The organism is Pseudomonas akapageensis (assembly GCF_011355085.1).
In the GTDB taxonomy this organism is placed as follows: domain Bacteria; phylum Pseudomonadota; class Gammaproteobacteria; order Pseudomonadales; family Pseudomonadaceae; genus Aquipseudomonas; species Aquipseudomonas akapageensis.
Window position 1 is genome coordinate 95,343 of record NZ_VXCP01000006.1, and the last position, 14,528, is coordinate 109,870.

Genomic DNA, 14,528 nt, shown 5'->3' on the forward strand with positions numbered 1-14,528 from the left:
GCTTCGGGTATGCGCAGATGAGCCTGTCAGCAACGGATGAGGCCAAACCCATCCACGATGCCTTCGTGTCCTATTCGCGGCGCGATACTGCGTTCGCCCAGCAGCTGATCGATCAACTGGAAAGGCAGGGCCGATCGATCGTCTATGACCGTGACGATATCCACGACGGCGAAGCCTGGCGGCGCAAGTTGACGTCGCTGATCCAGGCGTCGCAGAACATCATCGTGCTGATCAGCCGGGCCTCCCTGGATTCGCGCGAATGCCGTTGGGAACTCGACCTGGCCGGTACGTTGAACAAGCGCCTGGTCACAGTGCGCATCGATGCCGTGACCCCGGCAGAGTTGCCGGAATCCCTGGGCGCCATCCAGTGGATCGACGCCACCGCCACAGCGGACACCGAGGCCATCGCCGCGCGCATCATTGCCGCCCTCGATATCGACCAGCAATGGGCTGAGCGCCACACGCGCCTGACCTTCCAGGCGCTGGCCTGGCGCGAGAACGGCACCTTGCTGCGCGGCGCCGATCTGCGCAACGCCGAAACCATGGTCGCCACCTACCAGGGCAAACAACCCTTGACCACCGCCGAACACATGGCGCTGTTGCTGGCCAGCCGCAAGGCCGGTGCGCGGCGGCTCAGGCTGACGGTGCTGGGCACGGCAGCCGTGGGCCTGGTGCTGGCCGTGCTCAGCGTCAACTGGCTGGCCGAGCGGCGCAATGCCGAGTACACGGGCCTGCGCCGCCAGGCCGAGTCGGCGCTGAACCAGGCCGATGGCGATCTGGCTGCCGCGGTTGCCTCACTCGGTCATGTGGTCAGGACGGACAACCTGGGGCTGTTGCCTGAGTATCGCGATGTGGTGCCGTTCTGGCAGGTGCAGTTGCGTGCCCTGGATGACATTGTGCCCGGTATGAAGATCGGCGATCCGTTGCTTTGGCGTGCGACGCTCTACGTCAAGACCGACACGCACCGGTTGCGTCCACTGTCGGGTGGCACGTCGATGCGGATCGCGGCCAGTGAAGACAACCAGAGCCTGGTAACCGCCGACTACACGAGTGTCTCGCTGCTGGCCTTGCCGGCGCTGGAACCACTGCTGCAAGTGCAGCTGCCGGCCCGGGAACGGCCAGACGCCATTGCCGCCATCCCCAATACCGGATGGCTGTTGGCAAGCGGAAAGCAGACGGTCGTCAACAATGACGAGGACGATCCGGTGTCCGTCTACGACTGCTTCACGCTGGTGATGCCCAGCGCGAACGTCGCGGATGCAAAGCCGGCCGCGGTCCCGGAGCCCGACCCGGCAGACGGCAGCGAGGCGCAGGTCATCCATCGCCTGTCCGGCATTCGCGGTAGCGCCGCACTGCACTTCTGCCCTGAGGTGAATCTGTTGCAGGTCAGCGCGGCAGCCGATGTTTCACGGCGTTATCTGCTGATTGCTGAATCTTCGGGAGAGTTCGTGCAAGGGTTGACGATTGATCTGCAGTCGGGCGCTTACGTCAGCGAATTGCCCAAGGGCACCCAATGGGACGCCCGAACCCGGGTCACGCTGCCTGAAGCCAACCAGGTGCATGATTTTCCGCAGATGCTCGCCCAGGAGCAACTTTGGCGTGAAGCAACGGCGACGGAGCTTGAGCAGTCGAAGCAGCCGCAGGATGCCCGGCAACGCCAACACGAGCAGGCCCAGCAGTTACTTGAATCGGCCGATGCCTCGCAACTCAAGGACGATGAGAAGTCCGTGCTGGCCAATCTGGGCGAGACGGTCGAAGGCCCCTGGGTGGTGACCGATGTGGACGCCGTCTTTCCCTGGGGCCTGTACGTGACCGGTAACTCGTACGGCGCCTTCGGGGCCTGCAAGATTGCCACGGCGTCCCAGCGTATCGAGTGGTGCCGGCAGCAGGAGATTCTGGTAATCGAATCCGGTCATAGCATTTCTCCGGATCAGCGCTGGGTGGCCAACGCCAACCGCGATGGCTGGTCCACGCCCCTGGAGCTGATCGACCTCACGACAATGGCGCACAGCGAACTCAAGGAACTGCCCGGCCTGGTGGTCGCGCAGGCCTTCGACGCCGCGTCAAACCGGCTGGCGCTGCTGAGCGAGACCAACGAGCTGTGGCTCTATGCGCTGGAGCACGGCGCAGCACCGCGCCTGATGAAGCACCGTGCACTCGGCGAAGCCGTTCACGAGCGCTGCACTGACCCGCAAAATCCACGTCTGGCCCAGCCCGGCGCGGGCAGTCTGGCCTTTGCCGGCGAGCACCGGGTGGTGGGACTGGGTACCGATGGCGTGCTGTTCGGCTTCGATAGCCAGAACGGTGATCTGACCTGGCGCCGCCCTTTGCAGAGTGCTATCGACCGCTGCACCCAGCGCCTGGCGATCACTGCGAGCGGTGGTTTTTTTGCCCTGCACGGCGCGGATGTCGTGCAGTTGTTCCACGCCGTCAGTGGTGTCCCCTTGTCGGGACCTGTCACCTTGCAGGCGCTTACTGGCTCGCCACCCGGGGAGGGCTTCTTCGAAAATCTGCAATTGACGGGGGCGGGTGACGTTTCGGTGACCGCGGGGGAACGGGTTTTCGTCCGCCCAAGGCCGAACATGCCGGCCAATACAGACCTTGAACACTACACCGGCATCAGCGTCACGGACGGCCGTACGTCGCTGAAATTGCTGCCAGGCGCTTTCGAGCAGTGACCGGCTTCACTCATCCCGTTCATACAAGGCGTTGAACCGTTCGGCCTTGATGCAGTAACCGTCCAGGCCCTGTTCGTCGTTGAAGACCAGGTAGTCGCCCGCCTCGAAGTGCGACACGCCTTCCTTGGTGCGAACGCTGCCGGCGCGTTCAGCCATTTCGGCCCATACCGGTGTTGCCTTGATATAGACACCCGGGCCCACCTGACGGTAGGTCCTGGGAAACACCTGGGCGTCGACGGTGTAGGTTTCACCGGCGTTGTTCACCAGCCAGTCGCCGCGTTTGCAGTGCTGCTCGGCACCCCATTTGCGGTAGGTGAAGCCGGGTGTGTCCAGGTCCAGCTGGACGGCGGTGACATATTGGTCGGGCTTGCGTTTGTAGCGTTGGCGTCGGGTCATTGTGGGCTGGCTTTTCGATCGGCTGGGGCGTTGAGTATCATTTGGCTTCGTTGTTGGATCTGCAATTCGGCCTTGACGTCGTTCAGTGGCTTTTCCAGTGTCGGGTATTGTTTGACAGCGATATCGAGCTGTTCCTTGGCGGCATCGTAGGCCATGTTCAGTGCGTTGTTCTTGGAGTAGATGCCGTACCACGCGGCAGCCGACAGGCTGAGGACCGTCATCGCGCAGGCGGCAAATGTTATGAGTAGGCGCTGGCGCCGGATGGCTCGGTCACGCGACTGGGCGCTGGCGTCCACCAGTGCTGTCACCCGTTCCCAGCCGCCACCGTGGCGCGCCGCCCAGGCCTCGTTGTGGCGGGGCATCCAGTGTTGCCGCTCGCCGGTGATCAGCGGGGGAATCACATTGCTTGAATCGCGCTCGAAACCTTCGGCTTCCACCAGCAGGCTGCGCCAGACCAGGCCATCCCTGAATTCACGCAGGAGCCAGCCGTCGGCCCGGTCGGCAATCTTGTGCCAACAGCGAATCAAGGCCTCGTGACTGATGTCGATCAATTCGTCCATGGCTAACGCTGCGTCACCGTGGGGCGTGAGAAAGGAGACGCCGTCGGCACGGAAGGTATCGACGACCCCGCGCAGTGCGCCTTCAGTTGCGCCTGTCACAGCGAGCAACTGCTTGAGTGTGCGTGGACGGCGGATGGCCTGGCCTTCGGCGTTCATGTCGGTCAGTGCACGAAACAGGTCTTCGATCGCATGACTGTCGAGCGGCAGATAGGTCATCTGCGCCTTGATCAGTACCTCATCGGCATGGGCCGACAATAGCCCGGCCAGGCGGTTTTCATGGTGATAATGCTCAAGGCCCAGGTGCCAGGGTTGACTCTCCGTGGGGAGCTGACCGGCAGGCGGCACGGCATTGAGGTTGTACAACAACATCAGCCCATGCTGAATCAGGGGCAGTTGATCCTGACCGCCGCCGGCATCGAGGATTAGGCGTTCGGCCAGATCCGCACCGATATTCCCATCGTAAAGCCTGGCCGGCTCGCAGATGGCGCGCAGCAGGTCGCTGTGATCCATTCGTGGCAGCAGGTACTGCGTGGCATTGACCACTTCGGCAAAGCCGGAGTAGTGCGCGCAGGCGCCAAGAAATTCCGAGCGCATGGTCAGCACGACATACAGTCCTGGTGGCGGGCGTTCATGCAAGGCGATCAGGAACTGGGTCAGCAGCTGCGCCTCTGCGGGACCATGGCGCCGAGCCTGACTGAACAGCTCCTCGAACTGATCGATGAGGATGCACAGGTTCTCGCCGGGGTGGGTACACAACAGACTGGCAAGTTGTGCCGGCGCGTTCTGGCCGAAGTTGAGCAGACGTCGCAGGGTGATGATCTGCTCGTCATCGCTGTCAGGACCGTCCAGCGCTGCCAGGGCTTCGGCGATATTGAGCAAGGGGGTCTCGCGCGGCAGGGCCGTGCAGGTGCGCCAGCGCAACCCGGCACGAGCATTTTCCTGCTCCAGGCGAGGCAGCACCGCGGCGCGGATCAACGAGCTTTTGCCACAGCCGGAGTCGCCATGCACCACCAGCAGGTGTTTGTCGATCAGCGCCTTGACAATGGCATCGGCCATGCGTTCGCGGCCGAAAAAGATCGGCCATTCGATTTTCTCGAAAGGCCGCAGACCCGGGTACGGGCGCGGCGGCAACTCGATCCTGAAGACATCGTCCTGGGGGCCAGCAGCGTTGTCGCTCATGGCCTGGGCTCCAGTTGCGCGCTTTTTTCCAGCAGCCATGGCTGGACCTGATCGGGCCAATTGGCCTGGGTGCCGTCGATCCAGTCGGCCTGGACGATGCGTGCGTTGGCCTTGCGCTCATCCGTTGTGATGGCCGGCCCGACGGTGTTGAGCAGGCCGCAGGGCAGCAGGCGATTGGAGCGCGAGCGCGCCGATTGCCGATCATGCTTTCCGATCACTACCATGTCGGCATCCAGTGCCTGACCATCGGCGGTGCCGAGTAACATCAGGGCATCGCAGGCGCAGAGGGTTTCGACCCGCTGCTCGCGAATTTCGTTGATTTTCTGCGGGTCGTCCTCGACCGGGTCAGGGTTGTTCGGGCACACCACATAGCCTTTTTCGGTCAAGGCAAGACTGGCTTTCTCCCAGGCCTGGGCCTGATCGGCGCGGCCGTGCAAGTAAATGGTCTGGCCACCGGCATGGGCCAGCGCGGAGGCCTCGGCCACGCTGCGCAGACGTTCGTCCAGACGCGCCTTGAGCGCCGTGAGTTTGGGGACCAACTGGCCGACAATGCCCAGCAGTTCCTGGCGAAATTCGAGGCCAAAAGGGCCCGGTGCTTCAAGCCAGCCCAAGGGGCGTATGACGCCACTGATCGACGCATTGAAATTGAAGCCCACGAGCGGTGCGCCATACTCGTCGACCAGTGGCGGCGGCCAGGGCTCAGGCTCGGTCGGGTAAATCTTCACTACGGCGATGCGCTGGTCGAGCGCCAGACCCAACTGTTTTTGTTGTTCGCACCACCAATTGCGCTCTTCGGCGCACCAGGTCGAGGCCAGGTAGTCCGGCGACATCAGGATCACCAGCAACGCCGACTCGCTGATCTGGCTGCGTAGCTGTTTGGTCAACGGCGACATGGGGTCCACGCCCTGGCCAGGGCGATGATCCTTGTCGAGGAAGATTTTCAGATCCTTGCGCAACTGGCGATCGAATCGCAACTCCTGCTCCAGCACTTTGACAAATGCCGCCGACCAGGGCTGCAGAACACCCACGCCGGTGCCGTCGTCGCCATGGCTGTAGCTGACGAACAGGTCATGGGCGAAGGGAGGTCCGACAAAAGCCATATCCAATCCCCATTGGGAGGCCCGTAGCAGTGCGTGCGCAACCCGAGTCGGCGACACATCGCTGGAAAATGCACACACTCATTCTAGTACAACTATCCCGCCGGCCCCGTGAGCAGAGCGGCTACCTTGAAAATCCGACCTGCTTGAACTTTAGTTATCAGAGCACGTTTGTCTGTGAGGCTCTCGATCATGAAGCTCTCTGGAGATGTGCTCAGCAAACTCGGCGTCAGTCAGGCTGACGTGGACAAGTATCTTGAGCCGCTCAACACGGTAATGGCCAGGTACGGCATCGATTCCAGGTTACGGATAGCCCATTTTCTCGCCCAGGTAGTGCATGAATCCGGCTGCTTCAAGCATGTCGTGGAAAACATGAACTACTCCGTCGACGGCTTGCTCGGCGTCTTCGGCAAATACTTTCCCACCCGGGCCCTGGCCCAGACCTACGCACGCAAGCCGATGATGATCGGCAACCACGTCTATGCCTCGCGCAATGGCAATGGCAACGAGGCCAGCGGCGATGGTTATCGCTACCGTGGTCGCGGGCTGCTGCAACTCACGGGCAAGTCCAACTACAAGGCGTTTTCCAATTGGCTCAGTGAAGATGTGGTGGCCGAGCCCGAGCGTGTGGCCGAACAGTTCGCCCCGCAATCGGCGGTCTACTTCTGGGAATCCCATCATCTCAACGGGCTCGCCGATACCGACGACATCAGGCGGATCACCGAAGTCATCAACGGCGGGCTCAAAGGCTTCGATGAACGCCGACTGTTGCTGGAAAAAGCCAAGGCGGCCTTGCGCGACCTGCCCGAAGGGCAAGCCAGCCCGGTCCCCGTCGCGGACACGCAACACTTCAAGCCGACCCACCAGGTCGTACCCCTGCAGCTGAACCTGCGTTCGGCGCCACGGGTGGCGCCGTCGACCTGGCTGGCGACGCTTAACCAGGGCAGCAAGGTCGAGGTCGTGAGTAGACTCGCCGACGGCTGGGTGCAGGTGCGCGCCCTGATCAATCAGGTGGTACGCGACGGCTTCGTGGCCGAGCGCTTCCTCGCACCGGTGCCGGCTTCCAGGGGTGGCTTCGATCCGGTGGAGGCACCGCTGGTGCCTGAGCATCCGATAGCACCGGTGCATCTGCAGCAAAATCGCAAGACCGTCACCCGTGCCTTCGATGGTGGACGGGCGTACCCGCTCGGCGAGGCCGGGCGCCCGCAACGCACCGCCAGCAAGCCGGCAACCCGCGCCAGCCAGTTGCTCAAAATCATCGACTACCTGGATTGCGCCGCAGCCGATCACAAGCGCTACCTGCCCCAGGGCGGCACCACGTTCTGCAACATCTACGCCTATGACTATTGCTGCCTGGCCGGGGTTTACCTGCCACGGGTCTGGTGGACGGATCGCGCCCTGCAGCGCATAGCCCGGGGCGAAGGCGTGGTGGTGGCCTATGGCGAAAGCGTGCGTGAACTCAATGCCAATGCCTTGCATGACTGGCTGGAAGATTACGGAAGCGCATTTGGCTGGCACCGCGAGGTCGACCTGACCACCTTGCAGGCCGCCGCCGACGCCGGGGAAGTTTGCCTGACCGTCGCCCGGCGCAAGGACTTGAACCGTTCCGGGCATATCCTGGCAGTGGTGCCGCAGCAACCTGCGTTCCAGGCAGGGCACGATGGGGCGGGCAGGGTCACGCGACCGGTGGAGTCCCAGGCCGGTGCGCGAAACTTCAAGTACGCCGTAAACCGTACCGCCTGGTGGCTGGACGACAAGTTCCAGGCCTTCGCCTTCTGGCGCCATCCCTGAGCCGACGCGCTCGAGGAGAACAGCATGGCCAAGCTCGCACTCTGCATCGGTATCAACGACTACCCCGGCACCGAAAATGACCTGACGGGCTGTGTGAACGACGCCCATGACTGGGCGGCGGAGCTGGGCAAGCGCGGGTTTACCGTCAACCTGTTATTGGACGCCGCCGCGACCAAGGTGGCCATGGTGACCGCCATGGTGCAGACCATTGCCAGTGCCCGCAGTGGCGATCTGGTGGTGTTCACCTATTCCGGTCACGGCACCTGGGTGCCTGATCTGAGCGGGGACGAGCCCGACGGTCGTGACGAAGCCTTGTGCCCCTGGGACATCGCCCAGGAGCAGGCACTGCTCGATGATGAAATCGAGGCGATCTTTACCAAGCGGGCCAGCGGGGTGCGCATTCTGCTGATTTCCGACAGTTGCCACTCAGGCTCCGTGACCCGGGGTGATGATTCCGACCTGGACCCCGGCCTGCCGCGAGCGCGCTTCCTGCCGCCGCAAGTGTGGATGCCCGCCGACCAGTTAGGCAATGTCGCGCAACGACCCAAACATTTGCTGGGCGGGCTGGCCCGCAGCGGCGGCGACCTGTTGCTGGCCGGCTGTACCGACGGCCAGTTCAGCTGGGACACGCGCTTCAGGGATCGCCCGAACGGTGCCTTTACGTTCTACGCCCTCAAGACGCTGTCCAGGCTCAGTGCCACCGCCAGTTATCAGGACTGGATGAAGGCGATCAGCCCGTCTTATTTACCGACCAACCAATTGCCGCAAGATCCACAGCTGTTCGGCAGTCGCACGGCACGTCACTGGCAGGTTTTTGCCTGAGGTGACGTGACAACCCAACTGCCGTGGAGGTGCGGATCATGAGTCCGACCGACGAGGACAGCGGAGCGAAACCGGCGCTGAAGCTGCCGTTGATGCATGCCGCGACCGCCGGCGGCGCCATGCCCCAGGCCTTGACGGTGCCGGGCAGCCGCGGGCCTGGCGGTGCCGGGGTCAGTCTGCTGGGCAATGTGCAGGTCAAGCGCACCTGGCAGTTGGCGCCGGCCAGTCGCAGCGGCGATGCCCCCCATGCCGAGGTGCTCTCCAGTAACCAGGGCCTGCTGGCACTGGAAGCGACCGACGGGACCACGATTTTCATCCGCACCGATACCCTGGTGGCGCAATTGCGCCGCACCCGGCCCGAACTGGTCGATGACGATGGCGTCATCGATTTCGCCCGCCTGCGCGACACCGCCGATGTCAGCCGGGGCGCCGCGAGCTGGATCTGGCAGCAGGTCAGCGAGCTGGCGCTGAGCGATGATGCGATCACCGCCGAGGCCAGGGAGCAAATCACCGACCTCGTCAGCGGTGGCGTCATCGACTGGGCGGCGCGCAAGAGCGCCAAGGCCCTGATGGCGGCTGTCGAACGAACGCTTGCCGGTGAGCCCGGCCTGTATCGCTGGGACGGTGGGCTACTCAAGGCCCAGGACCTGCACGCACCCCTCGACGCGCGGCTGGCAGAGGCCGCGCAGGCCGGGCCCTTGCTGGTGTTCATCCATGGCACCGGTTCACACACCCTGGGCAGTTTTGGCGACTTGCCCGGGACCGGCGCCTGGCGCGCCCTGCAGGCCGCCTTCGGCCAGCGCATCTTCGGCTTCGAACACCGGACCTTTTCCGAAAGCCCGATCGACAACGCGCTGGCACTGGTCAATACGCTGGCGCCCGGTACGCGACTCAATGTGGTCACCCACTCACGCGGTGGCCTGGTCGGCGATCTGCTGTGCCTGGACCCGACGGACAAGGGGCTGGGCGAGTTGATCGAACGCTACCGCAGCAACCCGAGGCCCGATGAGGCCGAGCGCGAGCGCAACAATACGGCCCTGGCCATGGAGCGTGAGCAGGTTGCCGCCGAAGAACAGGTCAAGTTGCGCCAACTGGTCGACCTGCTCAAGCAGAAGAACCTGCAAGTCGGGCGTTATGTACGCGTGGCAGCCCCGGCGCGGGGCACAGCCTTGCTGTCGGATAACCTGGATGTATTCCTCTCTTGCCTGCTGGGGCTGGTGCGCAAGTTCGGTGCCTGGAGCATCGGTGCCGCCGTGGGCCTGGTGGCAACGCCGGTGGCCGGGGCCAAGGCCAAGGAGCTGGCCGACAGCGGGCTGAAGTTCCTCAGCCGCATCGTCCTGGAGATCGCCGACAAGCGCCTCGAGCCGCAAACCGTGCCGGGCATCGAAGCCATGTTGCCGGAAGCGCCGATGAGCATGCTGCTGGGCCGTGCTCGCGTCTCGCCTTCGGTGAAAATGGCGGTGATTGCAGGGGACATCGAAACCGGAGGGGCCGGCGTGCTGCAGCGCGTCGGGGTGATGTTCGTCGATTGGGCGTTCTTCGACCGGGCGCGCAATGACCTGGTCGTGGACACCGACTCCATGTACGGCGGCATCCTGACCCGCGTCGATCAGGCACGGGCGATTTTCGTGCACAGCGCCCAGGTCAATCATTTCCGCTATTTTCGCGATGATGTGAAGTACCAGAACCTGCCGCTGCCCAGCGCACTGGGCGCCTGGCTGCTGGACACCGTGCCCCAGGGCCGGGCGCCGTGGCAGGAGGCGCTGGCACTGCCGGACCTGGCCCCGGTCAGCGACCGCGGGCCGGACCGGGGAGCGCCAGCGCCGCAGGCCAATGCCCGACCCGTGCTGATCTTCCTGCCTGGCATCATGGGCAGCCACCTGGCCGCCGATGGCAATCGGGTCTGGCTCGACCCTCTGGACCTGGCCACCGGCAGTTTGCCCAGAATCGCCATGAACAGCCGCCGCACCGTGCGCAAAGACGGCCTCGTCGAGCTGACCTATGCAAAACTGGTGGATTTCCTGCAAATCAGCCACCAAGTGATTGTCCATGACTACGACTGGCGCCAGCCCATTGCCGCATTGGGCAAGGGCCTGGCCGAGGTCATCCGCAAGGCCCTGACGGCCAATCCTGACCAGCCGGTGCGGCTGCTGGCCCACAGCATGGGCGGTTTGCTGGTGCGAGCGGCCTTCGCCGCCGACAAGACCCTCTGGCCGGAGCTGGTGGCGCGGCCCGGGGGACGGCTGTTGATGCTGGGCACGCCGAACCAGGGCTCGTATTCGTTCGTGGAAACCTTGCTGGGGCAATCCGATACCGTGCGCATGCTGGCCCGGGTGGATGTCAGCCATAACCTGCAGGACGTGCTCGATGTGGTCTCCGGTTTTCCCGGAGCACTGCACCTGCTGCCGGCCCCCGACTTCGAAGACTCCGGCGGGCGGCCTGACGATGTGGACTTCTTTCAGGCAAGCAGCTGGCAGCGCCTGGCCCGGCTGAACGATGATTTCTGGTTCGGCGACAACCTGGGCGGGCGCCCCGACCAGGCCGCGCTGGATGAAGCGCGGGCGTTCTGGAAAGACATGCTCGATACCCATTGGGTGGACCTGGATCACGAGCGCATCGCCTATGTATTCGGCAAGGCCGACAACACCCCCTGCGGGCTGCAGATTATCAACCAGGGCAGCAAGCCTGTGCGGGTGATGATGCGTGGCACCCCCAATGGCGATGGTTCGGTGACCTGGCGTTCCGGTCGGCTGACGAACCTGCCCGAGGACCGTTACTGGTTCATGCCGGTCGACCATGGCAGTCTGACCGGCACCCCGGAGTTCTTCAGCGAGATCCAGGCGATGTTGAGCAAGGGGGTGCCCAACAGATTGGGGCGCCTGCCCCTGAGCCGGGGCGAGGAACAACGTGCGCCGCTGATCAGCTACCGGGGCGGCCCGCCCCTGTACCCCACGGATCAGGAGCTGGTCAGCCGCATGCTCGGCAGCCGCAGCAGTATTTTGCGCAGCCGCAAACGCAATGTGCTGCAGATCACGGTCAAGGCCATGGACTTGAGTTTCGTCCAGGTGCCGGTGATGTGCGGCCACTACCGTGGCGACCCGATTTCCGGTGCTGAAGCCGTGATCGATCGGACCCTGGTCAATGGCGCACTCAGCCACCGCCAGCGCCTGGGCCTGCACTCCGGTGAGTTGGGCAATGCCACCGTGGTACTGATGCCACGTTCGAGCGAAGAACACCTGCGCCAGACCGGGCGTGGCGCCCTGGTCGTGGGCCTGGGGGAAATGGGCACCCTGTCCAGCGAAGGCGTCACCCAGGCGGTGCGCGCGGGCGTGTTGCGTTATTTGCTGCATGCCTCCGATTTCTACGGCAAGGAGACCGGGCAATTTGTCCCGGCCACCCAGGGCGCACCCTTGGCGCTGCGCCTGGCCAGCCTGTTGATCGGCACCAACTCCAGCGCCCAGTTGAGCATCAACGATTCGGTCAAGGCCGTGGTGCTGGGGGTGCTGCTGGCCAATCGCGATTTCACCGCCGGGGCGGCCGAGCGGGGCGCGACCCAGGCGCTCATTGCGCGCCTGGACCTGGTCGAGGTGTTCCGCGATACCGCGATCTCAGCTGCCTATGCCGTCAGTGAACTGAACAAGGATCTGGCCACGGAACTGGTGCAACTCGACACCAAGCTGGAGCTGGCAGACGAGTTGCAGTATGGCGACGGTGTTCGCCAACGCTTGAGTGTCAGCCCCTTCAGCGACTACTGGCCGCGCCTGTCGGTCAGCAGCGACGATATGGTCGATGTTGCCAGCGACAAGTCCGGCCTCGATCCTGCTGCCCCCGTTCTGTTGCGCGCCAGGAGCTTTCGCTTCTCGTACATGGGCGACAAGGCGCGGGTCGAAGCGCTGGTCGAACAACGTCAGCCGGGGTTGGTGGAAAAGCTGGTCGACAGCTCGCTGAAGGGGCAGGGGTGCACTGTTTATCAAAAGAATTCATTTTTCGGCAACACCCTGTTCCAGCTGTTATTGCCGCTGACCTTCAAGTCTTCGGTACGCCGTTCGCGCAACCTGATCCTGATGGTCGACCAGAGCAGTGCCAACCTGCCGTGGGAGATGCTCGAAACCGATGGCGAGCCGCTGATCAAACGAACGCGCATGGTCCGTCAGTTCATTACCGAACGCTTTCGTCGTGAAGTGCTGCGCACCGACAGCATGAGTGCCTGCGTCATCGCCAACCCCAGCACCGAGGGTTACTACACGCAGTTCGGTGGGCCGCAGTGGAAGCAAAAGGTGACCCTGACCGGCGAGCCGCCCGATGACTGGCTACCGAAGCTGGGCGAGGCCGAGAAAGAAGGCGAAGCCGTCAGCCAGGTACTGGAGGGGGCCGGTTATACCACTTATCGGGTGTTGCCGGGCGCCAGCGCAGGGGAAGTGTTCACGCAACTGTTCGCCCGGCCTTATCGGGTATTGGCGGTGGCGGCCCACGGGATATTCGCCAAGGCCGGGGCCGACGGTATCTACCGCAGTGGTGTGGTGCTTTCCGATGGTTTGTTGTTGACGGCAGCCGAGATTGCCCGCATGGAGATCGTGCCCGATCTGGTGTTTCTCAGCTGCTGCCATCTGGCGAAAATGGAGGACTTTGCCAAGAGCGACAATCGCCTGGCCGCCAGCCTGGCCCGGGAGCTTATCGACATGGGCGTGCGCTGCGTTGTCGCGGCCGGCTGGGAGGTGCGCGACGACGCCGCCAAGACCTTTGCCGAAATTTTCTTCATGCGCATGGCCTTGCATGGCGACAGCTTTGGTGCGGCGATTTCAACCGCGCGCCTGGCGGTGCTCGATGGCTATCCTGATTGCAATACCTGGGGTGCCTACCAGGCCTATGGTGATCCATCCTTCCAGCTCAAGTTGATCCCTGGCGATATCAAGGACGATGTACCCTTGCGCGCGCCGGAAGAGCTGCTCGATTGGGTCGAACGCATTCGCCTGGCTGCTCTGGCGCCTTGTACGGCCACGAACCGGCTCGACTTCGAGACACTGTCGCGGCGTCTCGCCCAACGGCTGCGCAGCCTGCCGCCGCAATGGGCGCAGATGCCCGAAATTCAGTATGCGCTCGGGCTGCTCTACAGAGACTGCGGCGAAGAGGGGTACGAAGCGGCCTGCTGTGCCTTGTTGCAATCGATTGCCGCGGACTTCGCGCGGGCAGTGGTGCCGCTGCGCGCAGTCGAGCAGTTGGTCAACATCGAGGCTCGCCGCGCCCAGACCCTGGGTGAACAGGCGCAGGAACTGCACAAGAAAGGGCAAACCGCAGAGGCCAAGGCATTGGCGGGATCGGCCCTGGCGCTGATCAACGACGCCATCGCCCGGGCGACAGCACTGATCAAACTCGCCAGCCCCCATCCCTACAGCGCATCCAGCGCCCAGGACAGCAGCGCGGGACACCCCGAGCGCCAGGCGATACTGGGGAGTGCCTACAAGCGCAAGGCTGCGATTCTGTGGATAGCGCGAAAACCCTGGAAAGCGGTCGAGCCGTCCCTGATCCGGGCTCGGGATGCCTACGCACTGGGCGAGGGTGACCCCAACATGCCCGACTGGGACCCGTATACGCGGATCAATCGCCTGCAACTCGACGCCTTGCTCGGGGTCGAGCACGCCGACCTGAGCGAAGTGGTGCGCTGCCAGGCCGCGGCGCGGGCGCGATTCCAGAAAGGTTTTGATTTCTTCGACGCGGTGATGTCGGCCGATGCGGCAGTGGCCGGGTGGCTCTTGACGGGCAGCCTGCCGCAACCGGCCCAGGGCGCGGTCGCGGCCAAGCCGGAGAGCGTGCTCTGCGACCTGTATTGGGATGCACTGCAGGGCCAGCGTGCCTCGGCCCGGCAGTTCGATTCGGTGGTCAAGCAGTTGAAGCTTCTGGCCGATTTCCTGTCGCTGCGTGGTGCCGTGAGCGATAAACAGAAGGCCGAAGTCCTGACGAATCTGGCCGTTGCGCTGAAAAAAGGCGAGCTGTGAAGGTGTTCGCCT

Annotated in this window: 7 protein-coding genes; 4 read left to right on the plus strand and 3 right to left on the minus strand. The window is 63.8% G+C overall.

Going from position 1 to position 14,528, the window contains the following annotated elements; all coding sequences use genetic code 11:
* Window positions 1-17: 17 nt before the first annotated feature.
* A complete protein-coding gene (locus F2S13_RS05950; RefSeq protein ID WP_166359549.1) occupies window positions 18-2,678 on the plus strand; it encodes a toll/interleukin-1 receptor domain-containing protein in 2,661 nt (886 codons plus the stop codon).
* 6 nt (window positions 2,679-2,684) lie between these two features.
* Here F2S13_RS05950 and F2S13_RS05955 read toward each other — a convergent pair whose 3' ends face one another.
* From F2S13_RS05955 to F2S13_RS05965, 3 genes are read right to left on the minus strand one after another with little or no spacing between them, the layout of a single operon-like run.
* Complete coding sequence (locus tag F2S13_RS05955; RefSeq protein ID WP_166359550.1) at window positions 2,685-3,074, minus strand: hypothetical protein; 390 nt, start codon at window positions 3,072-3,074, stop codon at window positions 2,685-2,687.
* The gene (locus tag F2S13_RS05960; protein WP_166359551.1) at window positions 3,071-4,813 is read right to left on the minus strand and encodes an nSTAND1 domain-containing NTPase; all 1,743 of its coding nucleotides are present in this window, start codon (window positions 4,811-4,813) and stop codon (window positions 3,071-3,073) included. The genes F2S13_RS05955 and F2S13_RS05960 overlap by 4 nt, the downstream gene beginning before the upstream one ends.
* Window positions 4,810-5,913: a toll/interleukin-1 receptor domain-containing protein gene (locus F2S13_RS05965; protein ID WP_166359552.1), complete on the minus strand. Its 1,104-nt coding sequence runs from the start codon at window positions 5,911-5,913 to the stop codon at window positions 4,810-4,812. Before F2S13_RS05965 ends, F2S13_RS05960 begins: the two co-directional genes overlap by 4 nt.
* 189 nt (window positions 5,914-6,102) lie before the next feature.
* Here F2S13_RS05965 and F2S13_RS05970 point away from each other — a divergent pair, with 189 nt between their 5' ends.
* The 3 genes from F2S13_RS05970 to F2S13_RS05980 are packed head-to-tail and all read left to right on the plus strand — an operon-like array spanning window position 6,103 to window position 14,516.
* A complete protein-coding gene (locus F2S13_RS05970; protein ID WP_166359553.1) occupies window positions 6,103-7,701 on the plus strand; it encodes a glycoside hydrolase family 19 protein in 1,599 nt (532 codons plus the stop codon).
* A 24-nt stretch (window positions 7,702-7,725) separates the two neighbouring features.
* The gene (locus F2S13_RS05975; RefSeq protein WP_166359554.1) at window positions 7,726-8,523 is read left to right on the plus strand and encodes a caspase family protein; all 798 of its coding nucleotides are present in this window, start codon (window positions 7,726-7,728) and stop codon (window positions 8,521-8,523) included.
* Between the two features lie 38 nt (window positions 8,524-8,561).
* Entirely contained in the window at window positions 8,562-14,516 is a 5,955-nt protein-coding gene (locus F2S13_RS05980) for a CHAT domain-containing protein (protein WP_166359555.1), read from the plus strand.
* Window positions 14,517-14,528: the final 12 nt, after the last annotated feature.